The sequence below is a fragment of the Fervidicoccus sp. SLHALR4 genome (assembly GCF_058692745.1).
Map to the genome: position 1 here is coordinate 737,318 of NZ_CP182483.1, position 26,402 is coordinate 763,719.

The 26,402-nt window shown below is 44.1% G+C and carries 25 protein-coding genes and 1 tRNA gene; 15 read left to right on the forward strand and 11 right to left on the reverse strand.

Annotated features, from left to right (window positions below; translation table 11 throughout):
• Positions 1 to 109 precede the first annotated feature (109 nt).
• From ACLGLO_RS03915 to ACLGLO_RS03925, 3 genes are all read left to right on the forward strand, one after another.
• Complete coding sequence (locus ACLGLO_RS03915) at positions 110 to 1,378, forward strand: Glu/Leu/Phe/Val family dehydrogenase (RefSeq protein ID WP_492129084.1); 1,269 nt, start codon at positions 110 to 112, stop codon at positions 1,376 to 1,378.
• Positions 1,379 to 1,779: 401 nt separating this feature from the next.
• Complete coding sequence (locus ACLGLO_RS03920) at positions 1,780 to 2,991, forward strand: hypothetical protein (protein WP_492129085.1); 1,212 nt, start codon at positions 1,780 to 1,782, stop codon at positions 2,989 to 2,991.
• A gap of 17 nt (positions 2,992 to 3,008) precedes the next feature.
• Positions 3,009 to 4,019: a pyridoxal phosphate-dependent aminotransferase gene (locus ACLGLO_RS03925; protein ID WP_492129086.1), complete on the forward strand. Its 1,011-nt coding sequence runs from the start codon at positions 3,009 to 3,011 to the stop codon at positions 4,017 to 4,019.
• A gap of 83 nt (positions 4,020 to 4,102) precedes the next feature.
• Here ACLGLO_RS03925 and albA read toward each other — a convergent pair whose 3' ends face one another.
• Positions 4,103 to 4,402: a DNA-binding protein Alba gene (albA, locus tag ACLGLO_RS03930; RefSeq protein ID WP_492129087.1), complete on the reverse strand. Its 300-nt coding sequence runs from the start codon at positions 4,400 to 4,402 to the stop codon at positions 4,103 to 4,105.
• Between the two features lie 389 nt (positions 4,403 to 4,791).
• On the opposite strand from albA, the gene rgy reads away from it, so the two are divergent.
• Positions 4,792 to 8,541 (forward strand): reverse gyrase, encoded by a 3,750-nt coding sequence (rgy, locus tag ACLGLO_RS03935; RefSeq protein WP_492129131.1) that lies wholly within the window; start codon positions 4,792 to 4,794, stop codon positions 8,539 to 8,541.
• Positions 8,542 to 8,544: 3 nt separating this feature from the next.
• Here the strand turns inward: rgy and ACLGLO_RS03940 are convergent, their stop codons facing one another.
• From ACLGLO_RS03940 to ACLGLO_RS03950, 3 genes are all read right to left on the reverse strand, one after another.
• The gene (locus ACLGLO_RS03940; RefSeq protein WP_492129088.1) at positions 8,545 to 8,814 is read right to left on the reverse strand and encodes a DNA-binding protein; all 270 of its coding nucleotides are present in this window, start codon (positions 8,812 to 8,814) and stop codon (positions 8,545 to 8,547) included.
• A 70-nt stretch (positions 8,815 to 8,884) separates the two neighbouring features.
• A complete protein-coding gene (locus tag ACLGLO_RS03945; protein ID WP_492129089.1) occupies positions 8,885 to 10,219 on the reverse strand; it encodes a DUF4010 domain-containing protein in 1,335 nt (444 codons plus the stop codon).
• A gap of 121 nt (positions 10,220 to 10,340) precedes the next feature.
• Entirely contained in the window at positions 10,341 to 10,772 is a 432-nt protein-coding gene (locus ACLGLO_RS03950) for a hypothetical protein (protein ID WP_492129090.1), read from the reverse strand.
• 316 nt (positions 10,773 to 11,088) lie between these two features.
• Between ACLGLO_RS03950 and ACLGLO_RS03955 the strand changes: the two genes are divergently transcribed.
• Complete coding sequence (locus ACLGLO_RS03955; RefSeq protein WP_492129091.1) at positions 11,089 to 11,298, forward strand: hypothetical protein; 210 nt, start codon at positions 11,089 to 11,091, stop codon at positions 11,296 to 11,298.
• 16 nt (positions 11,299 to 11,314) lie between these two features.
• Complete coding sequence (locus ACLGLO_RS03960) at positions 11,315 to 12,208, forward strand: VIT1/CCC1 transporter family protein (protein WP_492129092.1); 894 nt, start codon at positions 11,315 to 11,317, stop codon at positions 12,206 to 12,208.
• Positions 12,209 to 12,243: 35 nt separating this feature from the next.
• Here the strand turns inward: ACLGLO_RS03960 and ACLGLO_RS03965 are convergent.
• A tRNA-Pro gene (locus tag ACLGLO_RS03965) sits at positions 12,244 to 12,317 on the reverse strand.
• A gap of 369 nt (positions 12,318 to 12,686) precedes the next feature.
• Between ACLGLO_RS03965 and ACLGLO_RS03970 the strand changes: the two genes are divergently transcribed.
• Positions 12,687 to 14,126 carry a cytosine permease gene (locus ACLGLO_RS03970; RefSeq protein ID WP_492127639.1) on the forward strand — a complete coding sequence of 480 codons (1,440 nt, stop codon included), beginning with the start codon at positions 12,687 to 12,689 and terminating at the stop codon, positions 14,124 to 14,126.
• A gap of 62 nt (positions 14,127 to 14,188) precedes the next feature.
• On the opposite strand, the gene ACLGLO_RS03975 is transcribed toward ACLGLO_RS03970, so the two are convergent.
• Both ACLGLO_RS03975 and yciH read right to left on the reverse strand, forming a co-directional pair.
• Positions 14,189 to 15,145 (reverse strand): transcription initiation factor IIB, encoded by a 957-nt coding sequence (locus ACLGLO_RS03975; RefSeq protein WP_492127640.1) that lies wholly within the window; start codon positions 15,143 to 15,145, stop codon positions 14,189 to 14,191.
• 123 nt (positions 15,146 to 15,268) lie between these two features.
• Positions 15,269 to 15,568, reverse strand: a complete 300-nt coding sequence (yciH, locus tag ACLGLO_RS03980; protein ID WP_492129132.1) for a stress response translation initiation inhibitor YciH — start codon at positions 15,566 to 15,568, stop codon at positions 15,269 to 15,271.
• Between the two features lie 173 nt (positions 15,569 to 15,741).
• Between yciH and ACLGLO_RS03985 the strand changes: the two genes are divergently transcribed.
• The 5 genes from ACLGLO_RS03985 (at position 15,742) to ACLGLO_RS04005 (ending at position 21,075) form a co-directional block, all read left to right on the forward strand.
• Positions 15,742 to 16,161 carry an Lrp/AsnC family transcriptional regulator gene (locus ACLGLO_RS03985; RefSeq protein ID WP_492127641.1) on the forward strand — a complete coding sequence of 140 codons (420 nt, stop codon included), beginning with the start codon at positions 15,742 to 15,744 and terminating at the stop codon, positions 16,159 to 16,161.
• 87 nt (positions 16,162 to 16,248) lie between these two features.
• A complete protein-coding gene (locus ACLGLO_RS03990; protein ID WP_492127642.1) occupies positions 16,249 to 16,695 on the forward strand; it encodes a universal stress protein in 447 nt (148 codons plus the stop codon).
• 64 nt (positions 16,696 to 16,759) lie between these two features.
• Positions 16,760 to 17,437 (forward strand): hypothetical protein, encoded by a 678-nt coding sequence (locus ACLGLO_RS03995; protein WP_492127643.1) that lies wholly within the window; start codon positions 16,760 to 16,762, stop codon positions 17,435 to 17,437.
• A 201-nt stretch (positions 17,438 to 17,638) separates the two neighbouring features.
• The gene (locus ACLGLO_RS04000) at positions 17,639 to 18,250 is read left to right on the forward strand and encodes an NERD domain-containing protein (RefSeq protein ID WP_492129133.1); all 612 of its coding nucleotides are present in this window, start codon (positions 17,639 to 17,641) and stop codon (positions 18,248 to 18,250) included.
• Positions 18,251 to 18,402: 152 nt separating this feature from the next.
• The gene (locus ACLGLO_RS04005) at positions 18,403 to 21,075 is read left to right on the forward strand and encodes a DNA-directed DNA polymerase I (RefSeq protein WP_492127644.1); all 2,673 of its coding nucleotides are present in this window, start codon (positions 18,403 to 18,405) and stop codon (positions 21,073 to 21,075) included.
• Here ACLGLO_RS04005 and ACLGLO_RS04010 read toward each other — a convergent pair whose 3' ends face one another.
• On the reverse strand, positions 21,076 to 22,161 hold the full coding sequence (locus ACLGLO_RS04010) for a M24 family metallopeptidase (RefSeq protein ID WP_492129134.1): 1,086 nt from the start codon (positions 22,159 to 22,161) through the stop codon (positions 21,076 to 21,078).
• A gap of 184 nt (positions 22,162 to 22,345) precedes the next feature.
• Between ACLGLO_RS04010 and ACLGLO_RS04015 the strand changes: the two genes are divergently transcribed.
• Positions 22,346 to 22,732: a hypothetical protein gene (locus ACLGLO_RS04015; protein ID WP_492127645.1), complete on the forward strand. Its 387-nt coding sequence runs from the start codon at positions 22,346 to 22,348 to the stop codon at positions 22,730 to 22,732.
• 64 nt (positions 22,733 to 22,796) lie between these two features.
• Here the strand turns inward: ACLGLO_RS04015 and ACLGLO_RS04020 are convergent, their stop codons facing one another.
• Both ACLGLO_RS04020 and ACLGLO_RS04025 read right to left on the reverse strand, forming a co-directional pair.
• Complete coding sequence (locus ACLGLO_RS04020; RefSeq protein ID WP_492127646.1) at positions 22,797 to 23,783, reverse strand: AbrB/MazE/SpoVT family DNA-binding domain-containing protein; 987 nt, start codon at positions 23,781 to 23,783, stop codon at positions 22,797 to 22,799.
• Between the two features lie 12 nt (positions 23,784 to 23,795).
• Complete coding sequence (locus ACLGLO_RS04025; RefSeq protein ID WP_492127647.1) at positions 23,796 to 23,957, reverse strand: AbrB/MazE/SpoVT family DNA-binding domain-containing protein; 162 nt, start codon at positions 23,955 to 23,957, stop codon at positions 23,796 to 23,798.
• A gap of 451 nt (positions 23,958 to 24,408) precedes the next feature.
• On the opposite strand from ACLGLO_RS04025, the gene psmA reads away from it, so the two are divergent.
• A complete protein-coding gene (psmA, locus tag ACLGLO_RS04030) occupies positions 24,409 to 25,128 on the forward strand; it encodes an archaeal proteasome endopeptidase complex subunit alpha (RefSeq protein WP_492127648.1) in 720 nt (239 codons plus the stop codon).
• 160 nt (positions 25,129 to 25,288) lie between these two features.
• Complete coding sequence (locus ACLGLO_RS04035; RefSeq protein WP_492127649.1) at positions 25,289 to 25,864, forward strand: DUF998 domain-containing protein; 576 nt, start codon at positions 25,289 to 25,291, stop codon at positions 25,862 to 25,864.
• Position 25,865: 1 nt separating this feature from the next.
• Here ACLGLO_RS04035 and ACLGLO_RS04040 read toward each other — a convergent pair whose 3' ends face one another.
• The gene (locus tag ACLGLO_RS04040; RefSeq protein WP_492127650.1) at positions 25,866 to 26,240 is read right to left on the reverse strand and encodes a class II SORL domain-containing protein; all 375 of its coding nucleotides are present in this window, start codon (positions 26,238 to 26,240) and stop codon (positions 25,866 to 25,868) included.
• Positions 26,241 to 26,402 lie beyond the last annotated feature (162 nt).

Below are 26,402 nucleotides of genomic sequence, written 5' to 3' on the forward strand. Positions count from 1 at the left end.
AACTTAAATTTCAACATGAAATATCAAAAAAATATTGCATTGATAGATTTAAAACAGAAACTTATAAATATCTGATTGTAATTATTTAATATATCGAAAGTGATGTGGCATGTCCTCATACCTACAATGGATGTCGCAGGTTCTGAAGGAGTCTATATCGATAGCGGGATTGCCAGAGGAAATTCACGACATTATATTCAAGCCGGAGAGGGTGATATCCGTAAAGATTCCAGTGAGGATGGACAATGGGAAGATAGCAGTCTTCGAGGGATACAGAGTTCAGCACAACAGCGTTCTTGGACCTTACAAAGGTGGAATAAGATTTCATCCGGAGGTAACTCTCGAAACTGATATGGCACTCGCATTGGGGATGACTCTCAAGAACAGCCTTGCCAACATACCCTATGGAGGAGGTAAGGGAGCAGTAAGAGTAGATCCATATAAATTAAGCCAGAGAGAATTGGAAGAGCTGAGCAGGGGCTACGCTAGAGCGCTCTACCCATTCATAGGACCTGACAAAGACATCCCTGCTCCAGATGTGAACACAAATCCGCAGATAATGGCCTGGATGATGGATGAGTACAGCAAGCTTGCTGGCAAAAACGTTCCAGCGGTTTTCACAGGAAAGCCTCCAGAAATAGGAGGAAATCCTGCGAGGACATACTCAACTGGGTTCGGTGTGGCTGTTGTGGCGAAAGCAGCTTCAGAGATATTCATGGGAGGGATCGAAGGGAAGAAAGTAGCTGTGCACGGCTTCGGAAACGTTGGGAGCTACGCAGCGCTGTGGCTTTCAAGGTTAGGAGCAAAAATCATAGCCATAAGCAACATATACGGGAGCGTATATGATCCAAATGGAATAGACGTGGAGCTTGCTTTGAGCAGGCCTGAAATACTTAGAGACGTTAGAGCCTACCCGAGAGGACAGAAGTCAGATGACACGGACGTCCCGCTGTATGTGGATGCAGATATACTCGTGCCTGCCTCGCTCGAGAACATCATAACGCCTGAGAAGGTCTCTAGGATTAAAGCCAAGTTGATTGTTGAAGGCGCCAACGGTCCAACCATTCCAGAAGCTGAAAGACAGCTTTATTCAAGGAAGGATTTCTATGCTGTCATCCCAGACATATTGGCCAACAGCGGAGGAGTTATCGGGTCATATCTCGAATGGGTTCAGAACCTGAATTGGTACAGCTGGAGCGAAATTGAAGTGCGAGAGAGGTTAGAGAAGATAATGCTCGATAACTTCAGAAGAGTCATGGACGCTTGGAAGAGATTCAGAGATAGGAATGCTGACAGGCTGGTAACGATGAGGGACGCGTCATTTGCGCTCTCCGTGGAGAGAATTTACAACGCTATGAAATTGAGAGGACAGATCTGAAAGTTTTTATACCATCATAACTATTGTTTGCATTTTTTTGAACCGATGCGATATCTGTAATTCTGGTTGTTCCTGACCCTCAAGGCTGTTTTGTAGATTAGCTTGAGCTTCTGCTGTCAATGCAGGAGATCAGTTGAAAAGCATAAACTTTCTCTTCTTCTAATATTTTCAAGTGCATTATGGAAGCTCCTCTCCAGAACATATGCTGAGATCCGTTTATACAAGCAAAGAGTTGCTCGATTGGTTGCAGTAATGCTTATACCACTAGAAACAGTTTATCCTTAAAGCTTGGGGGAGTAAAGCTTCTTGGAGAAAGACTAGAATACTTAATTTTTATATACTCTCTTCCTTTACTTTTTTAAAAAAAAAGCCACACATTAGCAACATCTCGGTGAAAAAGCTTGAGCAGACGATCAATAGTTTTCCTGCTTTTCGTAGCCATGCAGCTGACCTTCATCGCAATTTCAGCAACAGCGGCTTCTATACCGAAAGAGGTTACATTCTATGAAATGGGAGAGAGCACCTGTCCTCATTGTGCTGCCTTGCTGAACCTGTTTGCCCAGAACTTCCCAAACAACACATATTTCTGCGACATAGCTACCAATCAAGCATGTTTGATCAGGTTCTACAGCTGGGCAAACTTCTCCTCTTTTCCGCTCAGCGTTCCTCAGACATTCGTTCTCTACAACAAAACATATATATTGGCAATCGTTCTCGGGGAAGTAGACAATGTGACATTTTGGACGAGCATCGCGAACTCTACCCCCAGCGAATCGCGGTTTCCCGTTTACGTTGGAGAGCAGCTGTGGGGATACATAAATGCTACCCAAGTTGCTCAGCAGTTCATAATTGATACATTCTTGTACCCATCGCAAACCACTGCAACTTCTCCACCAACAAATACAACTGCTCAGACAAGCACGCAGGCTGGTGGAAGCGCTATAAGCTTCAGGAGCTTTATAGCTACTCTTGCTTCGCTGGCAATCACTGATGCCGTCAATATCTGCGTAATATCAATCTACACACTGCTCCTCCTCACAATAGCGACAAGAAAATCGAAGAGAATGGCGGCAGTATCTGGCCTTCTTTTTGCGGCTGGGGTATTCACCGGTTATATGCTTCTCGGCATAGGTCTGTTGAGAATCATAGGGGCGCTCGGAGAAATACCAGCTACCATCATGAGATACATACTTGCTGCTTATGGAGTTCTCCTTCTAATAAGCTCAATTTATTCATTTGTGAAGAAGAGCAGATGCAAGGTCTGCAAGGACGATGGAGGATTCTTAGGGAGAGCTTTTTCCGCTGAAAAGTGGATCGAGAGATCCCCCGCTCTTCACTACATCTTCGGGTTGCTCCTATCCATTGCTTTAATCCCTTGTTCAGCTGGACCATATGTTGTATTTCTCGTTATGCTCTCAAGCATAGCAGGAATTGCTAGACTCTTGTACCTCCTGCTCTACGTTTTGATTTTCGTTGCTCCCCTGCTCGTGTTCTTGGAAGTGGTCATCCTCGCTATGAAATCCATTCCTCAGGATAAAGTAGCAACTGTGAGAAACATAATAGTACCGATCGCGGGATTGCTTCTCATAGTAGTAGCTTTAGGCCTCATCTGATTTCACGGGGACCTGCGATGAATATAAGATTGAGCATGAACGAATCTCCATTTTCGCCTTCGCCGAAGGCAATTGAAATAGCTAAGGAGTATCTTTCTCATTCTAACAGGTACGATGTTAGGGAGCTCAGAGAATCTCTCTTGGAGGAGCTTTCCATTTATTCTGGAGCAGATAAGGAGAAGATCGAGATATATCCAGGCTCATCATTCTTTTTGACCCTCATGCTTGTCTATGCTAAGGTAAAAAATCTTCCAATTGTGGCCCCATTTCCAACGTTTCACGTTCTTTATGGATTAGCGAGCTCCTACGGCATCGAAATGAAGAATGTGGAGCTCATCGGAAGAAATTTTGAGCTCAATGCAGAAGAGCTTTTGAGGCTCTCAAAAGGGGCTGTTGTGTATATATCAAACCCCAACAACCCGACATCGAATATGCTGTTTACCGATGAGAATCTAGTAGCATCGTTAGCAAAGCAGTCCGAGCTGGTTGTCATAGATGAGGCATATTTTGAATTTTCTGGAAAGACTTTTTCCAACATGGTAGATGAATTCGAGAACCTTGTTATCCTAAGGACGCTTTCCAAGGCTTTCAGCATCGCCGGAGCCAGAGTGGGGTACACCATTTCAAGCAGAAAGCTCAATGAAAAGTTCGAAAGGCTCAGAATAGGCTATGAGGTTCCAGTACCTTCTCAAGCATTAGCATTGGGAGCACTGAAAGATATAGATCACATGAAGAAGGCAGTCAGCACGATTGTGAGGCTCAGAGAAGCTGTTAGAGCAGAGCTCTCAGAGTTGGGGTTGTTCTCTCCAAAAAGCTACACGAACTTCCTGTTCGTCGAGTTGCCGCTGAAGTGCTTGGAAGCTGAGAAGCATCTTGAAAAGAAGGGAATTGAAATACTGTGCCTTTCAAAGGTCCCTGCCTTTTCACCTAAATACGATAGGTGGATGAGGATTACCATAGGAAGTGAAGGTGAAATGAAAATGCTTTTAGAAGCGATTAGAAGCCTTCAAAAAAACCAGATCCTGTGAACAAAGCATGTAAAATGTGGAGCTGATATCGCAGTTGCTTTGAAAAGAAAAAACTTGATGGCGTGCCCGGAGCTTTTTAGCTCTCACTGCTTCTTTCCGAGCTTCAGGGTTATTTCAATGGTGCTGACTCTGCTTGTTCTGTCCTGGCCCTGGACTACCTGGCTGCCAATCTTTATGTCTTTGACCTCAACTTTCTCGGCCAGCAGCTTGTTTCTTATTATTTCTACGGCATCCACGGCCTTACTTATAGCCCTCCCTCTGGCCTTGACGACCACCTCATCAACACCTTGGTTGAGGAGGGCTAGGACAGCCATCACGTAGTTCATTACGGGCTTCTTTCCGACGAGGATGACATTACTCGGAGTTGGACCTTGTGCTGTCATTCTGTTTTCACCAGTTTAGTTTTTTCCTGTAATAGAAGATAAAACACGGTATTTAAACTTGTTTCTTCATTTGAAAGGCAACCTTATATGAAGAGCTGTTAGTATAAGAGCTAACGTAGCTAATCTAAACTTTTAATCTGGATAGTTCACGACATATGGGCAACGAAAACTCCATCGACAAGCCTTCCTCTGGATACGAAAAAGTATTCTAGGAACGAGGAAGAGGATCTCCTAGCCCCGAAGGAGGATTTGCCCTTAGGATGGGGATAAAGTCGGAACTTTCTCGCTCAAAATACTTCGATCATTTCCTTTAAAACGTAACCAACATCTGAAGAAAATTCGAAGCAATATTTGAGCTGAGCGAAGCCGCATTAAGGTGCTGTAAGTTGGTGAAAGCGATTTACGCCGCTTCTTGTCCGAACTGCGGAGGTCCAATTTCATCCTTCCGATTAGAGCTAGGTCTTCCCTGCTCTGCTTGTCTTCCCAGAATAGATTTGGAGGAGGCAAAAAAGCTCTCTGCCCTTCCACCTGGTGAAAGATTCAAAAAGATCTCTCGGGAAATGTCTAGCAGATCTGAAGGCAGCTATCCAATGATGGCAGAACTATATGAAGAGCTTGAGAGGTTTGAAAAATTCTTCGAAAAATCGGTTGGAAAAGGGCTGTGGAGCTTGCAGAGGACCTGGGCTTACAGAATGCTATCTGGAGACAGCTTCGCAATCACTGCTCCAACCGGCGTTGGAAAAACAACTCTCTTGCTCATCTACTCGATCTATGAGGTAATCGAAGGGACAAAAGTTCTCATATTAGTTCCAACTGAATCCCTCCTGAGGCAGTCTCTCGAAAGGCTCAGCGCTTACTCATCGCTTCATGGAAACAAGCTGAGGATAATTGGATACTCTAGCAAGGATTCAAAGAAGGGGAGAGAAGACAAGCTGAGGAAAATTGAGCAGGGAGATTTTGACATCCTTCTGATAACTACGAGCTTTCTTTCTAGGAGATTTGACATCCTGAAAGACAAAGTGTTTGGTCTGATTGTTGTCGACGATGCAGATTCCCTGCTGAGGGAGTCCTCCAACGTCGATAGAGTGCTGATTCTCTCAGGATTCAAGGAAGAGGAAATTTCAGCCGCGCTGAAGGCGATCAAGATAAGAAACGAGCTCTTCTTCTTGAAGATAGCAGGCAGGAGCAAGGAAAAAATAGAAGAGCTGGAGAAGGAGCTCGAAGAGCTGGAAATAATCATAGCAAAAGCCAGAGGGGAAGGCTCAAATAAGCAGCTCCTCATATCTAGTGCGACAGGAAGGCAGTCTGGACTTCGCCCCAAACTCTTCAAAGAACTGCTCGGCTTCGAAATAGGGGGCATTCATGCCTATATGAGGAATGTAATTGACAGCTATGAAATTGTCCTTGATAGTGAAGAAATGAAGGAGAAGCTTCTTGAGCTCGTGAAAAAGCTGGGAAGAGGAGGGATCGTCTTTGTTTCGAGGGACCAGGGCGTTCAGACGGCGAAGGAAATAGCCTCCTTCCTTTCGTCCAATGCAATAAGAGCCGAGCTTGCTGTTGCGGGAAAGAGGTCCATAGAGAAGCTGAGGAGTGGGGAGGCAGAAATTTTGGTCGGCGTGTCCAGCTATTACGGAGTTACCGTCAGAGGTCTGGATCTGCCCGAAAAGGTCAGATATGCTATATTTTACGGTGTACCTAAAAACAAGGTCCCCTTGGAGCAGGCTCTCATCAATCCAAGAAGGCTGCTTCAAGTCCTGGCTTATCTTTCAGAAGAAGACGAGAAATTGAAAGAGCTTTTCGCTGAGCTCAACAGGAAGATCATGAAGCTCACTCCATCAGAAATGAACGCTCTCAGAATCTCTATGATGAAGAAAGAAATCAATAGTTTGGGCGATTGGCTCAGAGACCTAGGGGAGAGCATCCTTCAGGCTATCGTAGAAATAAAGAGGACGCTCAAATGGAAGATGAAGATCAAGGATTTCGCGAGCATAGGGACAGGTGTTATTTTCAGGCAGAGCGAAGAAGAATTCTACGTGATATCTCCAGACCCACTCACATATATACAGGCAAGCGGGAGAACCAGCAGGTTTCTGAATGACAAGATGACATTAGGGTTGAGCATTGTTCTTGAAACGAGCGAAGCTGTGGTGAGGGCTTTTGAGAGAAAAATGTCGGTATTTTCCAGGAACTTCACTCTTGTCAGCCTGAAAGAACTAGATCTGGATAAGACGGTGAGAATGCTTGATTCTTCAAGAAGAGGAGGAGAGGGAGTCAAAAGCTTCAAACCAGCAAAATCAGTCCTGATGGTAGTAGAATCCCCCAATAAGGCCAAAACGATTGCTTGGTTCTTTGGAAGGCCTTCTCGGAGAAGGTTTGGAAGAGTAGTAGCATATGAAGTACCCATAATCGATGAGGAAACTCTCGAGACATATCTGGTCACAATTGTGGCTACGAGAGGGCACCTCTTCGATTTGGCTACAGACGAGGGGATTGGTACCCATGGCGTCATAGCTGCTGAGAACGATATAATTCCGGTCTATGCTCCAATAAGCTCCTGTCTTTCATGCGGAAAAACTTTCTCCAATGTTGAAGGCACATGCCCATACTGCGGAGAAAAAACAAGAGTGAGCAGATCAACGGATGTCGTTCAAGTGCTGAGAAAGCTTGCTCTCGAATCAGAGGAGGTGATCATAGCCACTGACCCAGATGTAGAGGGGGAAAAGATAGCGTGGGACGTCTACTTAGTTTTGAAACCGTTTTCCCTCAGGCTCAGAAGAGCGGAATTCCACGAAGTAACTCCCGATGCCATTGTGAAGGCCCTGAGGAGCTTGAGGGAAATAGATGAAAGGAAAGTATCAGCTCAAATCCTCAGGAGGATCACTGACAGGTGGATCGGATTCCCCCTGTCTTCTCTCTTGAAAGAGAAGTACCAGAAGCCTTGGCTTGGAGCGGGAAGAGTTCAGACTCCAGTGCTTGGGTGGACAATAGAAAAATACAAAGAATGGAAGAGAGATGCCGGCTATTTCGTCAGGATCAGGACAGAACTGGGAATCGATGTCCTCTTCTTCAAGAAGGAAAAGAGAGATGCTGAGCAGCTGGCAATGAGAGCTAGAGAGGAAGGCTTTCTCAGAGTTACCTCTTTTGAAAAGAGGATCGAAGAGATCAATCCTGCCCCTCCATATACAACGGACTCTCTCCTCTTTGATGCCAGCAGAAACCTGAGGCTGAGCTCTTCCTATGCGATGAAGCTCCTCCAGGATCTTTTTGAGTCAGGTCTAATTACCTATCACAGAACCGACAGCACGCACATCTCTTCAAAGGGAATTTCCGTAGCCAAGGAATATTTCGAAAAAGTCGCACGAAAACCAGAGCTGTTCAAGCCCAGGAGCTGGGGGAGTGAAGGAGCACATGAAGCCATTAGGCCTACAAAGCCCATCGATGCAGACGGATTGAAGAGAGGGATCCTGGATGGGACTCTCCGAGTTCAAACAAACTTGACACCAAAGCATTTCGAGTTGTATGACATGATATTCAGAAGGTTTATAGCGAGCCAGTCGAGGCCTTCCAAGTTGGAAATAGCAACGCTCAGGATCGAGTCCCCTGATGGTGATGTCGATGAGAAAGAAATAGCTGTAAGAGAAGTTGTTGAAGGAGCCGCATCTTTCAGCAAACTATCGTTGATCCCCGAACTAGAATCGAAAATATCCGATAGAAAATTGAAAGTCATCGATTCCGGGATCAAGATATACCGCTCCTCTCTCACTCCCCTTCATTCCGAGGGGAACCTCATCAAGCTCATGAAGGAAAGAGGGATAGGTAGACCAAGCACCTATGCCAAGATCATAGACAGCCTCAGGAGGCACGGCTATATTGTGATATCGAAGAAGAGAAGCTTCGTTGTTCCTACGTCAATGGGAATGGAGGTGCATGACTATCTGGTTTCAAACTATCCGGATCTTGTCATTGAAGAAGCAACCAGAGAGCTTGAGAAGAGAATGGATGCTATAGAGGAAGGGAGAGATTCGTATGAGAAGATCATCGGTGAGCTTTATGAGAAGCTTCGTTCATATGGCCTCATAGAAGGAAGATCGGTGCTGAACTCGATCACCAAAGGATTCCTAGAAGAAGCTCAGACTTAACATTCAGATCTTGACCTTTATTTCTATGTATGGGTAGATCCTCCTTCCAACTCTCTCTGAACCAATGTTGACTTTGACGAGCTTGAGAGCGTCTCCCATGCGGGCCTTCATCTCATTGTACACATCTATTGCCTTTTCAATGAAATCTCCTCTTCCCTTTATTACCACCACTTCATCATCTGAGAGTCCTCTCAGCGACACTATTGCTCTCAATGCATATTCGCTTGTGTCGCCTGTGCTGACTATTATCAGATCTCCCACTTTTTCTGCCATTTTTAACAAACCCCCCTTCTTCTACTATCCAGGCTTTAACTACTAGAGATAATAACTTTTCCAACACTCTTCATCCGTACATATAGAGAAACAGAGAATATGCTGCCAGAAGTATAGCTGGGGGAACTGTGCACAGCGCCACTATCGCAACATCCCTCTTATTCTTAGCTGAAACGAAAGCATATATTACTTTATTTGCTATAGCAGCTGAAATCGAAAGCAGAGAGCCAGCAATGATGACCTTATTAGAAATAGAACTGCCAAGCGATAGGAGGGAAAGAACCGTTGCGAGCGCGTTGACCAGACCCCCCATGAAAGATGCCGTGAAAATGGCATAGTTGCCTGCGTAGCTCGCCACAACCTTCACAAGGAACAAGATTAAGGCATAAAGAGCGCTTCCAATGAGAGCAACTTTCGTGTTCAATGGACTGGTGATCTTTATTTCTGCTACACTGCCTCTATTGTCTCCATTCTTTCTATGTGAAACGAGATATGATATTAAGAAGAGAAAAGCAATCGTAATTAGAACGCCGATACTTATCATCTTGGCAAAGTCAATGTACTGGCTCGGGCTCATAAAAGCAATCGCGCTGATCAAAACTGTGGTCGCTACTCTCACTACCATAGCAGCATCGTCAAAGGCAACCACAGTGGCCAGCATCCTTCCTGCTACTCCCATTTCCAGCAAGTTCATGAGAGTCCCTTCGCTGTTAATAAGGCCACCAAAGAAAGCAATCAACGGCAGAGACTTCGGTCCAACGATTTTGTATGCCATGTAGCTTAGGTAGGATATTGCCAGTATTAGAGCAAAGAATATGTAGAGGCCTTTCAGGCTAAGACCCAATATGCTGTAGTTTGTTCCGAAAGCCAGAGGTCCAAGGATGAAAATGACGAAGCCCAGCTCCAACCCAGCAGAAATATCTTCGTAGCTCAACCTTTCCACAGAGGCGGTAATTGCTTTCTTTATCGCCAGTATTCCGGCTATCAAGAATGTCAATCCCATGGAAATGATATAAAAGCCGTAGCCTGTGAGAAAGCCGACGATGAAAGTTAGTATGAAAACGAAATAAGAGGTGAGGCCGGTTATTCCAGACACGAACATCCTGTATCTAACGTAGCTAACTAAGATGATAGCTAAGAAGATAACATCCAACGCAGCTATTGTGTATGAAGAGAGCACCGAAACGGAAATTTTCCCACTTATAATTAAAGCTGTAACGGTTCCCAATATGCTCATTAAACCGTATGTCCTGACTCCCGGGATTTCCTCAGCACCTCCCTCCTTTTCGGGATGCTCTAGTCCTGTTTTGTACCTCTCTAAGCCGAGCAACCCCCCCTCTAGGAAGGATATCAGTAGCGTCAGGATAACATCTACATCAGAGGGTGTCACTTGGAATGATACCAAGGTTTTTCACCTCAGCCGGGATTCTGGGACTCATCCGCACATGCGTCGTCGATAGGGCACTCATCACGTCAGCCTCTTAACTGCACTACCTAAATAGAAATATAAAGATTACTTATCATACTTAGTTCTTTATATTTTCAATCCACTTCACTTCATCGGCTATTTTTGGCAGGATATCGATGAGGATGCTGAGAGGTAATTGAAAAGCGCTCTCAGAGACCGCTTTGTCAAGGGGGATCTCTGAGGATCCCTGGCGGTTTTTCAGATGCAATGCTGAGCTGTTCCTTATGAGCCTCAGCTTCACTTCCTTTTTTTCAATCCTCGGAAGTACTAAGAATTTGTGCCCGGTGGACGAATCAATGACTTCATACTTTTTGAGAATCGCAATACCCTTTCCCCAACACTTTATATCTACCGAGCCGTATCCTTCTCTCACGAGTTGCAGCACTTCGCTCTTCAGAAAAGGCCAGTCTTCACAGGGAATATTCAGCTTCAAATCAAGCATTTTTTCATCCTGAATGAAATTCAAACCCTTCTGCTGCAATACTCCCACTAATACTGAATGCGAAACGTAGTCTATTGAAAAAAGCGTGAGTTTAGTCCAGCATTTGCACTTCACTGTTAACTCCCCCAAACCATCACTCAGACGGGGATAACACCTTCATCGCCCCAAGGCTCAAACCTTCTAAGCATCATCATCGTGGTTGCGTAATCTTCAGCGCTCAGCAACACAGGCCTGCATCACTGTTCAGCTACGGCACAACTTCATCAATGCGCCGAAAAATGTTTTATATAGAGAGGGTAAAATAGCTTTACATCGCTTCAGAAGACGCGGAGGATGGAGCTTGACAATTAAGCATAAATGCGTTGTGTGCGGCAGAGTATTTTATGAAGGCCAAGGATATGTGCTCACAAGAGGCGGAGTTCAGCTGGTATTTCATTCGAGCAGATGCATGTCAAAATTTTTCACCAGGGTCTTCTACGAATCAGGCGACATTTCATGTATAAATGAAACAATTAAAAAGCTCATCAAGGAGTTTGAAGAAATGCAGGAGAAGAAAGAAAAAAAGCTGGACTGAAGAAGGGAAAGCAAAAATGGAAGAGCTTAAAGAACAGATACGGAAGTTCTGTGAGGATGAGCTGACCGATAGTGCGATTTATGAAGCATTGGCTGGGAGAGAGAAGGATCCAAAGAAAAGGGATATTCTCCTGAAAATGAGCCAAGAAGAGAAAATGCACTACGAGTTCTGGAAAGATCTCTTGGGAGAAGAATGTCCCGTAAAGGGTCTCGAGAGGAAGGTCCTGCGAATGATTTTCATGAGAAAGCTGTTTGGGCTTACATTTACCTCACTCTACTTGGAAAGGCATGAAGAGGAAGTCGTCGAAAGCTATGAAAGAATTGAGAAAGCCATGCCGCAAGAAAAGGTAGAGTTTTTCAGAAAAATCATAGAGGATGAGAAGAAGCATGAAAAGGAAACGGTTTCCGATATAGATGAAAGCATTGTGAAGTACATGAGCTTCATTATTCTTGGCCTAGCAGACGCCATAGTCGAGATAAACGGGGTGCACGCTGGATTTCTTGGTGTAACAGAATCCACGATAGTGACCGGTATAGCAGGTCTAGTTGTCGGTCTTTCCGCTGCTATCTCCATGGCCTCTGCAGCATACCTCCAAGCCAAGCATGAATTGGGAAAGTCTCCAAGAACGTCCGCGCTCATGACAGGGGTCTCTTACATATTAGCGGTTGTGGCTCTAGCTTTGCCCTATTTCATAATACGGCATATGCTTTCTGCTTTTGCTGTTTCAGTCTCGCTTGGAGTAGCAATGATCGCCGGTTTCACCTACTATGCATCTGTTCTTCAGGAAAAGGAATTCCTCAGGGAGTTTTTGGAGTCAACGGCACTGATGATGGGAACGGCCCTGGCATCATACCTTTTCGGCGACGTGCTTGGAACGTTCTTCGGTATAAGAGGAATTTTTGGTACGTGAAAAACCCAACATTGTTGACAGGAGTTCTGGAAAAGTGGGGCCGCGGGGATTTGAACCCCGGACCACGAGGGCCCAAGCCTCGCATCCTACCAAGCTAGACTACGGCCCCTCATGCATGAAATTCCTCAATGCCTTTTTATATTTGTTTTTCCAGACGAAGGAGTTCTGGGCTTATGCAGTGGTTTTTGAAATCGAATTAATTATAAGTTTTTCAAAAAACACCGACTGAAGATGAGTTGGAAGCAGAGGACCGCGTAAGCTGCATGAACAACGAGGAGAGAGTTGCTGTTTAATAAATGCTTCACAAAAATATTTCTCCGGCAGATGAGGGTAGCAAACTTCCTGAATAGAACCTTCCCTCTTGATAGCGGAAAGGAAACTGATTGAGACGGCACAAATCGCTTTTGTTATAGAAAAATTTTAAATATAATCTAGAATAAAATTTAAAATATCAGATTGAAATTTTGAGGTGGAAAACATGGGGGTTTCATATAAGGATCACCCGGATCTATTGCCGATACCTAGCGACAAAAGGACTACCACTGGATGGCAATATGTTCTCATGATACTTTCGATGGCAATAACAACTTCAATATTCTTCCTAGGATGGATAAGCCAGATATTGGGGCTGAACCTCCTCCAAACAGTTGTTGCTGCATTCATAGGCAATACTGTTGTAGCTATTGTAATGTACCTCAACGGCTATGTTGGAGTAAAGTACGGCATTCCATTTCCAGTCCAGCTGAGACCGGCATTCGGATACAGAGGCTCTCTGCTTCCTCTGATTGTCAGGGCTATTGTGAGCATATTCTGGTACGGGGTAGACGGATACATAGCCGCATGGGCAATGACCGAAATGATATTCGTCATTTTGGGAAAGCCAGCTGACTGGATAACAGCGAACGGACTACTCTACGCTCCGTATACGTTCATATTCTACTTGCTGCTGGTTTGGACTTTCGGCTACTTCAGGATAACAGGAATAAAGTATTTCGATACCTTCGCCGGCCCGCTTTTGCTGATATTCTTCGCGTGGTTCACCTACTATTTGACAGGCCTCCCCAACCTTCCAGGAAAGATACCGTCGTGGACTGCAGGAGGCGTCTCCTGGACGAGCAACAGCTTCTTCCTAGCAGTGGCAGTTCAGACAGCTTGGTGGGGCACCATAGCCCTCAACGTCAGCGACATATGCAGGTGGAATAAGAGCACGTCGAGCTTAGTTTCCGGCCACATCCTCGGCCTGATCTTTCCGCAGGTAGTTGGAACAGCGTTGGGATTCGTTGCCACCACAATGACGGGAGGCACCTACAGCCCAATAGACATAATTGCGAAATATGCGCCGGGCGTTGCAGTTGCGTTCTTTGGGCTGATCTTCGCTTTTATGGCTACAGCAAGCACCAACCTAACCGGAGACGTTCCGGCAGCGACCAACGCTGTCATAAGGATAACCCGACTCGGCTGGGTTAAATCGCTCACCATTGCTACTTTGCTGGCCTGGCTCTTGATAGGACCGTACAGCATGGTAAATTGGAAGCAGTCGCTCGATGTCGCCGACTATCTGACCAATTTCAACTGGTACTACAGCATGTGGCTGGGGCCAATAGCTGGAATAATGGTTGTGGACTTCTGGGTAGTTAGGAAGAGAGAATATGACTTAAACGAGCTCTACAACCCAACTCCTCAGGGCAAATATTGGTACAGCGGAGGGATAAACTGGGTAGGCGTGGGCTCATTCTTGATCGGAATCGTCGGAGAATATGTCATATCTTGGGCGAGAGGAACGCTCCAATTCTATTATGGGATACCTGTGCCAGGAGAGGAGCTGGCTTGGTACTACGGCTTCTTCATTTCGCTATTCCTCTACCTGCTGCTGGCGTTTGCATACAAGAAATACGCCGTTCCCGAGAAAGCTAAATAAAAACAAATTTTTCTTTTTTAATCTTAAACTCAGAGTTTTAAGAAGCGGTTCAGGAATCAAAATCACTCTTCTTCGGGGATATCCAGGTTTAGTTCGCTCACCAGCTCTTTGTACCTGTTTCTTACAGTCACCTCAGTGACGCCAGCAATATTCGCTATCTCCTTCTGAGTTCTTCTTTCGTTCTCGAGAAGGGTAGCTATGTATATGGCAGCAGCCGCCAGTCCCGTCGGATCTTTCCCTGCTGTAAGCGCTTTCTGTTTAGCTTCTTTCACGATCTTTGCAGCAATATTCATAGTTTTTCCGCTCAAATCTAGCAGGCTTCCCATTCTCGGGATGTAATCAATCGGATCCACAATGGGAACCTTTATCTGCAGTTCTTTAACGAGAAGCCTGTAGCACCTTGCGATTTCCTTTCTGTTCGCCCTTGTATGCTGCGCGATCTCATCGAGAGTTCTCGGCAGCTTCTTCAGCCTGCAGGCAACGTAAACTGAAGCAGCAACAACGCTCTCTATGCTTCTTCCACGAACCAGGCCCTTTTCGACGGCTTTTCTGTATATTATAGCGGCTTCCTCTCTAACGGCCCTGTTCAGGTGAAGCTGGTTGGATATTCTATTAAGTTCATTCATTGCCTGCGCTAGATTTCGGTCAATGCTGGACTGTATTCTGCTTCTTATCTGCCACTTTCTGTACCTGAGAAATTCCAGCCTCTTTTTGGGCTCCAGCTTTTTGCCACTGGCATCTCTGTCTCTCCAATCTATCAGTGTTGTGAGGCCTCTGTCATGAACCGTAGGAGAAAGGGGGCCGCCGATTCTAGCCCTCTTCTCCTTTTCTTCTGGTGTGAATGCTCTCCATTCAGGTCCCTGATTGACTAGCTTTTCCTCCAAAACTTCCCCAGTAGTAGTGCAAATGTACTCTCCTCTCTCCTGGTCAAAGACAATGGCTTCGGGAGGGCACTGTTCTTCAGTCTTATCCTTTTTCTCCTTTTCTTCAGACTCTTCCTTAGAAGTTTTTTCATCCATAGCCATAGTTCACCGATAGAAGCCCAAAGCAATTTTAATAGAGTTTAAAAAAGTCTTTATAAATTTTTCTCTTATTTCCTTATAAATCTTTTGGATAGTTCTTCTACTAACCGATTTCTGGAATCAGCTCACAACTACAATGTTGTCTGGAGGAAAACCCAGCTCTATCAGCAGATCTTTCAGAACACTTCTGTGATCGCCCTGTAGCTCTATTTTGCCGTTTTTAACAGTCCCCCCGGTTGCGAGCTTTGACTTGAGCTGAGAAGCCAGCTTCTTTACATCGACGTCTCTTTCGTCTATTCCTTCGATAATCGTTACCTCTTTGCCGAACTTTCTCTTTTCCAGCCTTATTTTTATCAGTTGCTGTTCCCTTACAAGTTGTTCACAGAGCTCTGGTGGTAGTCCTCCACATAGAGATTCTATATCTTTTTCCACCATCTGGTTTGCAACCCTACATATCTTATTTTCCTAAATGTCAAAAAGAGAGTTATGCACACCAAATAAATAAAGCTTACCTTTCACGATCTTTTATCGTGTGAATAAGCTGGAAATAGAATGTAGCCTCATCCAGAGATACTAATTGTGAGGGATGTAAGATGAAGGATCTCGATGAAATCGATAAGAGGATAATCGATATTTTGAAATCGAACGCAAGAACCCCACTCAGCGTAATAGCAGAGGAGCTTGGGCTCAGCAAAACAGCAGTCAAGAAGAGAATCGACAGATTAGTTAGCAGCGGAGTGATCAGGAGGTATACAATTGAGCTGAGCACCGAATCAGTGGTTAGAGCTCTAGTTTTCGTTAAAACTGAGGCTAAAGGCAGGACTACAGAAGTAGCCCAGTCAGTTAAGAAGATCAAGTATGTGGATAAAGTATTCGAAGTGGCAGGAGATTACGATATAGTAGCTATTGTCTCATCTCCAACTGTGGAAAAATTGAATGAAAGTATAGACAATATAAGAGAAGTCCCGCATGTTTCTTCAACGGTCACAGTCATGGTGCTGAAAGAATATTGAACAGTCATCACATGAATGGAAAAAGAAACATTAATATGATAGCATAGTAAAATAATTCCTTAACAGCTAACTTCAGAGATGAGAAAATTGTATTCAAAGGTTTTACTGGCTTATGATGGAAGCCCCTCCTCAAAGCTAGCGCTGAATAAAGCATGCGAAATAGCCAAACACTTCGGTTCCGAACTGCTCGTTATAACGGTTATAGAGCCGATAGAAATTTTCTATGGAGAACCGATTCCTCCTGAAGTTGTTTCCAAACAGAGAGAGATAGCTCAAAAGATTATCGAAAAGGCCAAAAAATACATTGAAGCTGTCGGACTAGAAAAGGTGAGATTTATAATAAAAACCGGTATCCCAGCTAGTGAAATAATTAAGACAGCTGAGGAGGAAAAAGTCGATCTGATAGTAATAGGAAGAAAGAGCAAGAAAGGTCTTCTGGAAAAAGTTCTCGTAGGCAGTGTAAGTCAGTCGGTTCTGAACAATGTAAGCAACATAGACATCCTCATCACACCGTTCAGCGAAAAAGAGGACTGAATCGTGGGAAAGAATAAAACACAAAGCCCTCATAACCATCTTCGTGGCTTCGGGTGAAGAATTGATGGCTACAGAGGAGCTTGTGCTAAATCAGCCTGAACTCGCCATTTTGAGAGACATGAAAATCTACTACCCCCCAATTTCACTGATTTTATATTCTGTCGACCCAATTGCGAATCCTGAAGCACTATTCCTATTTCTTATTTTATCGAGAAGCGAAGCAGAGCCTGACAGGGATATATTTGTAGGAACCTTTTACCTCGATTTCAATAATCTGTTCAACACATCTGTCATTCCAACTCCTCTAACTTCGAAGTTTCGACAAATAATTGAGGACTCCCCCAACATACACTTCAGGTCTTACGAATCTGAGGAGGAATTTCTTAAAGCTATAGAGCTATACTATAGAAGCTCAAACCATATGTATTTCTTCATTCCCTATTTGAAAGAGACGCAAAAAACACTTCCCGAAAGAATTGGCTTCATTGTGAAAAAATTGAAGAGCAGCGGGAGAAAAAGTGCGACTATAAACATATTCTTAGATAGCTACATCTATTCTTCTCCATTTTCAAGGCTCCTCTTGTACTATAGTGATGCAATCTTCTCTCTCAGGTTTAATGAGAGGACAAGCAGAAAAGAGCTCGTTATAAACAAATTGAGCTTTTCAAATGCCCCGTCTATGCCATTAGAAATGGCGGTCGACAATGACACAGTGAGGTTTCAAATAATGCGTAGCTACTAATCAGGGCTCCTCGTAAAAAGGGCATGTAGAAAGTCAGCCATCCAAAATAATACCGGAGGATGCAGAATAACCGATCGATGGTCATCGGTCTGAAAATAATGTGCACAATGGGGAATCAATTTGCTCCTTTCCCTCGAAAATTTAACTGAACATCTGCTGAGAGAAGGTTCGGCCACATTGGATTATTTATCTCAGATTTTGATGGTAGACGAACAGCAGCTTAGAATTGCCGTGAAAAATCTCAGAGGGTTAGAGCTGGATGGAGACATCATCAGAGTCGCAAATAGAATCAAGCTAGCTCTATCCGCTATTGAGAGAGGAGTGGAGCCAAGGAACATTTCAAAATACCTCGATTGGAAGGAGTTCGAGCAGGAAGTGGCCAGCATTTTCGAGGAAGCTCAGTTCCACGTATTGAGAAATTTCAGAACTACCAAGCCAAAGAGAACGGAAACAGACGTCATCGCTCTAAAAAGCAGTTTCATATTCACTGTGGATTGCAAGCACTGGAATAGCGCGAAGCTGAGCCTTTCTCGATATCTTGATTCTTCCAAAAAGCTATTTGAGAGGACTTTAACGCTGGTCTCCAATGAAAGATTCTTGGAATGGGCAGCGAAATTGACGCCTAATAAGAGGGCTTTCGTTTACCCCATCATTGTGACATTATCTGCAAGGCATGAAGGCCCAAATCAGTGGTCGACTGTAGCTTCAATATCTCATTTACCTTACATTATACAGAACTTCGATAGCATTAGCGAAAAGCTCCCCCACATTGAAGCAAACCTCTTTAAAATGAGCAAGCTCTTTCCTCCTTGAGTGAGATGAACAGGTCTGACTGCTTGAAAGGGGAAGTCTTTGTTTGTAATACCATTTAAGAAGAGAAAGAGATTCGTTCTTGAATAAAACTATTATTAGAGTTAGGGCAATATCCTTTCAGTGACTTATCAAAGAGCTCAGGGTCTTGGAAAATGATGCCGAGAGAGCGAAGGAAGAACGGAGCGCCGACTTTGCTGGACTTTGTTAAGAAAAAAGAGGAAGTATCTATCATTGCTGAGGAAGTTATTAAGGCAAATGGAAGGCCTCCAGAAGAAATGGACTCTGTCCAAAAAGCGACGAACTCCAGTGAGATCATAGTGTGGCATGCAACTACCGATGAGGCCGTAATAAACAACGCACATCTGCTCTCATATTACTATGATTCAGACAAGAACATGGTAGTCCTCTGCTTCTATGATGAGGACAGAAAGCGGTTGGCATATTGGTACGACAAAACTGACCACAAGCCCTATTTCATAGTTGCCGAAGAGCCTCCTGAAGCAGAAAAGCTCATTTCAAAGGATATGAAAGATCGAATGCTTTCAATCGAGAGAATCGAAAAAATCAACCCCCTCACTATGAAGAGAGAAAAATATACAAAAATAACAGTCTCAGATCCTCTGGCAGTTAGGGAACTGAGAAGCAGATTCAAGGAAAGCTGGGAGAGCAATATCAAATATCACCAGAACTTCATTTACGACCGCGGCCTGATTCCAGGTTACAAGTATAAAGTCAGCGGGAAGATTCTCGCTCCTGCAGAAACTGCTCAGTCCTACGGTGAGCTCAGAAGCTTGTTCGCAGGAGAGAGTGAAGAAGTCAATCGCTTCGCTGAGGAGCTCTATAGCCTCTTCGAGCTCCCTCCACCATTTCCAAATATGGCTGCAGTGGACGTGGAAGTTTATTCCCCCTATTCTAACAGGCTCCCTAACGTGGCAACCGCTCCATATCCAGTTCTCTCGATAGCGATAGCAGGTACCGACGGAAGGAAGAAAGTGCTGGCTTTGGCATATCCATACGCCTCAAAATCCCCAATAAGGGTAAGATTTTCCGATGAAGTTGAGGTTGAGATATTTGACAGCGAATACGCTATGCTGATGGAAACATTCAGGTTGCTTGGAGAGTACCAGGTCATTTATTCGTATAACGGTGATAACTTCGATCTGCCATATCTCAGGAACAGAGCGAAGGTTCTCGGCTTCAAGCCTCAGGAAGTCCCCATAAAGGAGTTCCAGGATTACTACACATTCGTCAGAGCCATCCACATAGATCTCTACAAAGTTTTCGACAACAAAGCGCTTAAGACATATGCTTTTGGGGGGAATTACAGGGAAAACACTCTCGACAGTGTAGCGCAGACCATCATTGGAAGAGGAAAAGTCAAGATCGATGAGAGCCCAGGAATGCTGGGGATCTCTAAACTTGTTGAGTACAACTACAGAGATGCTGAGATTACGCTTTCTCTGGTTGCTTGGAAAAATTTCCTTACGTGGAAGCTGCTCATTCTGCTGTCACGGTTGACCAAAACAGGGATAGAAGAGCTGAGCAGAACTCAGATAAGCAACTGGATAAGGAACATGCTCTATTGGGAGCACAGGAGGAGAAATTTCCTCATTCCTAAGCAAGAGGACATCCTGAAGTACAAGAAAGAAATAAAGAGCAGAGCAGTGATAAAGGGTAAGAAATATGCAGGAGCCATAGTGCTCGATCCTCCAGTCGGAGTATTCTTCAATATTTTGGTTTTGGATTTCGCCAGCCTGTATCCATCGATAATGAAAGTCTGGAACCTCAGCTACGAGACTGTAAACCCCTCATATGACTGCAGGAATTTGAAGGAGATTCCCGATGTGAAGCACGTTGTCTGCATGGATAGAAAAGGAATGACTTCTCTCATGATAGGAACTATGAGGGATCTGAGGGTCAAGGTGTACAAGAAGAAGAGCAAGGACAAAGGTCTGAGCGGCGAACAGAAGGAGTGGTACAATACTGTGCAGTCTGCTCTGAAAGTCCTCCTCAACGCGAGTTATGGAGTTTTCGGCAGCGATGCTTTCGCTCTCTACGCTCCTCCTGTTGCGGAAAGCGTTACAGCCATAGGGAGATTTACGATCATGAACACCATAAAGAAGGCAGTGAATTTGGGCTTGAAAGTGCTTTATGGAGACACCGATAGCATGTTCATCTGGAATCCAGAGAAAGAAGCTCTTGAGAAGCTTGTCAGTGAAGTCGAAAGGGAGTTCAGCTTGGACCTCGAGATCGACAAGGAATTCAGGTATGTCGCATTCTCGGGGCTCAAGAAGAACTATCTCGCAGTGACCAATGGAGATGAGGTTGTTATAAAGGGGCTGCTGGGGAAGAAGAGAAACCAGCCTGAATTCCTGAAGAATTCCTTCTCGGAAGTCATCGGGTTGCTGAAAGAGATCAAGAGTCCAAAAGACTTCACTGAAATCCACGACAAGGTGAAGGACAAAGTCAAGGAAATCTACAGGAGACTGAAAGGCATGGGGTATACTCTCGACGAGCTAGCATTCAATGTTATGCTCAACAAAGATATAGAAGGGTACGTGAAGAATACCCCTCAACACGTTAAAGCAGCTCTCCTCCTCAAAAACTTCGACAGACAACTGGTGAAAGGAGATATCATTTCCTACGTAAAAGTGAAGGGGAAGGATGGCGTCAAGCCAGTTGCAATTGCAAAGCTATCGGAAGTTGACGTGGACAAATACCTTGAAATCACCAGAACGACCTTTGAGCAAATATTGAAAACCATAAACATAAGCTGGGAAGACATAGAGGGAGTAGCTAGACTGGAGAGCTTTTTCGGAAGATAGCTATATCGTTCTCAGTTCCAATGGGTAGCTCCCAATGATCTCGCTCCCGTTTTTGAAGGCAGCCACATCTATTTCCAGCCTTATCCCGAACTTCCCAGGGAGGTAGACACCAGGCTCAATAGTGAAGACGCTCCTCTCCTGGATGACATCATGCGATCGAGGCGCTATGTTGGGTAGTTCGTGAACTTCTACTCCTATCCCATGCCCGGTCCTGTGAGTGAAATACCTATCTAATCCTCTTTTTGCAAGCTCTCCTCTCACAATTGAATCTAGCTCTCCAGCTTTCATGTCAACATGCAGCTCAGAAAATCCTCTTTCAAGAGCCTCCCTGACCGACTCGTAGACTTTTTCAGCTTCTTCATTTGGCTTCCCCAGTGAATAAACCCTTGTTAGGTCAGCTTTATAGCCTTCGTATGAAACCACTAAATCGAGCAGAACCAGGTCCCCTCTCGTTAGCTGTCTATTGGAATACTCATGGTGAGGGATAGCCGTGTTCGGTCCACTCTGCACAGATAGAGATTCCACAGCATCTCCTCCTAGCTTATGGGCAAGAAGTGAGAGGGAGACCATTATTTCGGCTTCTGTTTTCTTTTCTGAGATCAGCTCTTCTGCCTTTCTGAACAGATCATCCAAAATAGTTGCAGCTCTCCTAATGTTCTCAAGCTCGTAGTCGTCCTTCTTCATTCTTTCCCGCAGAAAGGCATTCCTTCCGCTTGCAAGATTGAAATCGGAGAGTGCGTGGCTCAACTTGAAGAAGAGATCCAGCTTCATCTCGGGATCTAGAGCTATCTTTTCTCTCCCCTTAACTCCCAGTGCTCTGACTTCGGTCTGTAGTATGTGGAAGGGATCTTCTCCATCTTCGTAAATTACTCTTCCTCCACATGAAAGGTCAGAAATTCTTTCTTCCTCTAGCTTTGGAGCAACAATCAAGCAGTCGTCCCACGTGGCTATCAGCATCAGAGGCCTCTCGTAGCTCTTTATGTTTTTTCCAGTCAAATAGAAAAAGTTGGGACCCGAAACAGCGATTAGCGCAGCGAAACCGTGGGAGAGTATCCTCCTCACTCTTCCCTTCTCTATGGAAGGCATGCTCTTCACTCTCCTCTTTACTTCATCATCTCACAGGATCGTATTTAATCTTAAGAAATCTTGGCGCTTCTATGAACGCTTGACTTTCAAGTTCGATTAAAAATTCAAATTTAATAAGCAGTTAATCTGTAAAATATTAGTAGAAAACCAAACAGCCCCCTTCGCCATCAAAGGTGAATATATATTGAAAAATTCGAAAGACGGCAAGCTTCTTCAGAGAGAGCTAGTGAAAATTGTAGAGGCATCAGGTCAAAACGGCATTTCCATGAAAAGCTTGATAAAGCATTTCAAGGTAGAAGACAGCGAAATGACCGAACTGGTAGCCAAACTGGAAAAGCGAAAGATCCTCAAAGTCGTAAAGGTTAAGCAGGGAAGCAAAGAGGAGCTCGTTCTGTTTCCTTCCAAAATTAAAGTTCCTGAAATACCGATATCACTGAAAACGGTTTCGGAGATTCCATGCTTCTCATGCAAGTATTTGAAAGAATGTGAAGCGGATAAAAACCCATCCCCTTTAACCTGTGAAATCCTCAAGCTCTGGATCGAAAAGAAGGTGAAAGAGAAGGGCATCTGAGCGAATCAAGCATAGTGAGTTTGACTCCATATAAATTCTGAAGCTCTTGTATTCAGAGATCAGTTCACGATGCGATCTGCAGCTTCTTAGATTCAATGTAGCAATATATATCGCTGAGTAGCATATCAAAGTAATATGTAGAGTTGAATATCAGGGCAACGATATCTCTCAAAGGTCCGTCTATGCGGTCTTCAGACAAAACTTCTCCAATATCTTTCATGAGAGAGCCTAGGATGCTCCTGGCTGTTTCAACTCTTTTTAAGCTTTCATTCGTGAGTGATCCTATCGTTTCCCATATGACATTCAAATAATCCGAAAAGATCCCCTTCATAAGCTCCGCATGCTCTTTGCTCACCAGCTTCTCAGGACCGCTTTTTCTGATTATTTCCAGGAGAGCTCTATGAGTGCTAGAGAGCCCCATGCATATGCTGTAGGACGATGAAACAAAGGAGCAAACCCTCCTCTCCTCAATCAAATCCCCTCTGCTCCCCTCTATTATTCTCGCTATATGCTTCCTAGTGAGCTTTCTCCGTTCGAAGAGTTCTTGGATCTTTTCCAGCTTTTCAATAAGGTCAGGGTTTGGAGATTCGATGGCTTCGGAGATAAGAGAGAAGGACTTCTCGAGGAGGGAGATTACTTCTCTTATCATCGCACCGATGTCTTCGAAAGTCATCCTGTTTATCAGGGAAACCTCTATAGTGAAAGGATCAATCCTGTTAACTTCATAATCTCCATCCATCGATACAACTTTTCTAATGCTTTCTTCCATTTCGCCGGTAAAAGGGAAGGCTGCTTTCATTCTTATATTGGAGAAGCCCATCTGCATGGAGCACTTCAGAATCTCCAAGCTTTTTCCGAATTCATCTTTATCGATGTTGAGAGCTACGCTGAAACCGCTCTCGCTGTAAAAAGGGACTATCCTGAGCTCCATCTCCTTTTCAACGAGGTAAACAGAGTCCCCTGGCTTTATGCCTAATCGATTTACCCATGTTTTCGGAAGAGTTATTATTAAAGAGGAAGTGCCAAGTTTCTGAACTTTTCTTATCTCCACCCCTAATGCCCCTCATTTTTTACTTAGAGACGGCAGAGGTATAATTCTTAACTCTCCGTCTTTCTCCACCATGTAAACCGTATCGCCGGGAACCAGACCGTATTTCTCGATCCAGTCTGTTGGAAGCTCCACGTATATCCGCTTTCCAATGGATGCAAGTTTCCTTATCTTCATTTGCATCACTTCATATCAAATGAACTGAATCTATAATTACTGTTTTCCGTTTAAAATTATTAGTGATCATTTATTATGTTGAAAAAATATATCAAAAAAGACCTATTTGATTTTAATGAGTTTTCAATATATCAAAGCTTTTAAAATGGGCGTTGTGAAACTCTATGATATGGAAGGATTTTAAACCTTAAATAATGCTGACCTTTTAATTTCAATCAATATCAGTAAAAGCTCAAGTGCAGAAAGCAAAGGATGTGAACTTCAATGGGGGGATGATGTGGCCGTCCCAATATGGGGATTAGGCGTTTTCGCCGCCGATGAATTTCTCGCGACGAGCTGACCCTTTTTGAATAGGTGAATAGATTTAGAATGGGAGCCTCAAAAGCATGAGCGAAATTATTAATAGCTTTCAGTTGTATAAATGCAAAAAAGCTGAAAGGTGTAAAGCAATATGGCATTTTCACCTGCTATGATGGGATATGATAGGGCTCTGACAGTCTTTTCGCCGGACGGCAGATTATACCAGGTCCAATACGCATTTGAGGCAGTGAAGCAAGGGTGGAGCACAGTTGGAATTAGAGTTAGAGAAGGGGTTGTGTTGGCAGCAGAAAAGGCCATATCAAAGTCGCTAGTAGATATTGCCAGTATAGAGAAGGTGAGCGCGATTGACTCGCATATCGGAGTTTCATTCGCTGGCTTCGGAGGAGATGGAAGGGTACTCATAGAGTATGCGAGGCAGCTTGCAGTCAGCCACAGACTGACCTATGGAGAGCCCATACCAATAGAGTACTTGACCAAACAGATAAGCGATTTGAAGCAAGCATATACTCAGCACGGAGGAGTCAGGCCATTCGGCGTCTCTCTCCTGATAGGAGGAGTGGATTCCTCCGGACCACAGCTATTCAAAACTGACCCAGCCGGGCAGTATTTTGGGTATTTTGCGACTTCGATAGGCAGAGGCGAATCTGCGATTGAGGAGAAGCTAGAGAAGAACTATAAAAACGATATGCCACTGGAAGAAGCTATAGCTCTCTCTCTTAAAGTCCTCAAGGAATCGAGCGATCAAGAACTAAAGGCTGTCAACTTCGATGTTGGAATAATTGAAACAGAAAAGAGAGAATTCCGTAAGCTCAGTATAGAAGAAATAGACAAGTTTTTGAAGAGGGCTTAGAACAGGCATCCCTCATCCCATAATTGGGAGAGAGTCTTCGAGATAGACAAGCTTCCTAACTCTGCTCAGAGCTTATCTTTCATATGTGGCACATTTGCGGCAGATTCGGAAGCAAATTAAAATGCGAGTATATCAAAAATTGAATATTTGGAGATGAATTTTGGGATTTCCGGAAAGCATGAGTAAATTGCTTAGATACTTCGGTCTTTTAAGCTTCATTGCAGCATTCATCGGAATACTCATTTCCATACTCCTTAACCCTTGGTTCGAGATAACCAAAAACGCCCTCAGCGATCTGGGCAGGATTGGACGAAGCTACTCATATGTCTTCAACTCAACGCTGATAATATCTTCTCTTTTTGCTATAGCGTATTCGATTCATCTGTCGAAAATTGCTCCAGGAAAATTGGGCTGCATTGGAGTAGGAGTATATTTGGTTGGTTCCTTTTCTCTTATGCTAATTGGACTGTTTCCAGAAGGAACATACCCTCATCGCTACGTCTCCTTTGAGTTTTTCGTTCTCATGTCATTCTCAATACTGCTTTTTGGCATCTCTTTCTTGAGAAATGGCAAGCGGAGAGAGGGTTTGTATCTTATAACATTGTTTTTAGTGAGTGCCGTAGGTTCATTTTTTATATCATGGCCTTCAGTAGCTACTCTCGAAATATTCAATATCCTGTGCTACTTTGCAGCCTTCATTATAATTATACTAAGCGAAAAAAATGAAAGAGCTTAATTTATTCAACCTTGATTTCCTTCCTAGCTTCCCAAAGACCGTGGAGATTGCAATATTCTAGCACATACAGAACCCCGCTCTTCTTTAGCTTTGCTGTCAGTGTGAGCTTCGGCTCAGCATATTCTGGCTCCAGCTGAACTGTAGCGATATGTACCGGGTTGAATCCTCTCCCTTCTTCTTCAAAATAGACTTTTATCATTCGTATAGAATGTGCTACTTGATTTGGATGAGGACCGACATATATCTTTATTTCGAAAGGCTCGTTTGCCTTCACTTTCTCGGGAGCCTCTATCTTCGGTGTGTGTGTTTCCACTTTAGATATTGCTTCCCCACTCGCTTGCTCAGGTGAATATATCAGATCTCCAAACTTTTTCAAGAATTCTCACCTATTTACTTTTATTTAAAAGAACATTTTTATATATTTATTGCTTATATTCAAACGATAAAGAAGGCCTTTCTTTTACAATAAACTGCGCCGTTGCATTTCTTTTCCTTAGGTTCGATACGGAGGACTGCAATTCGGCTCATGGGAAAAAAC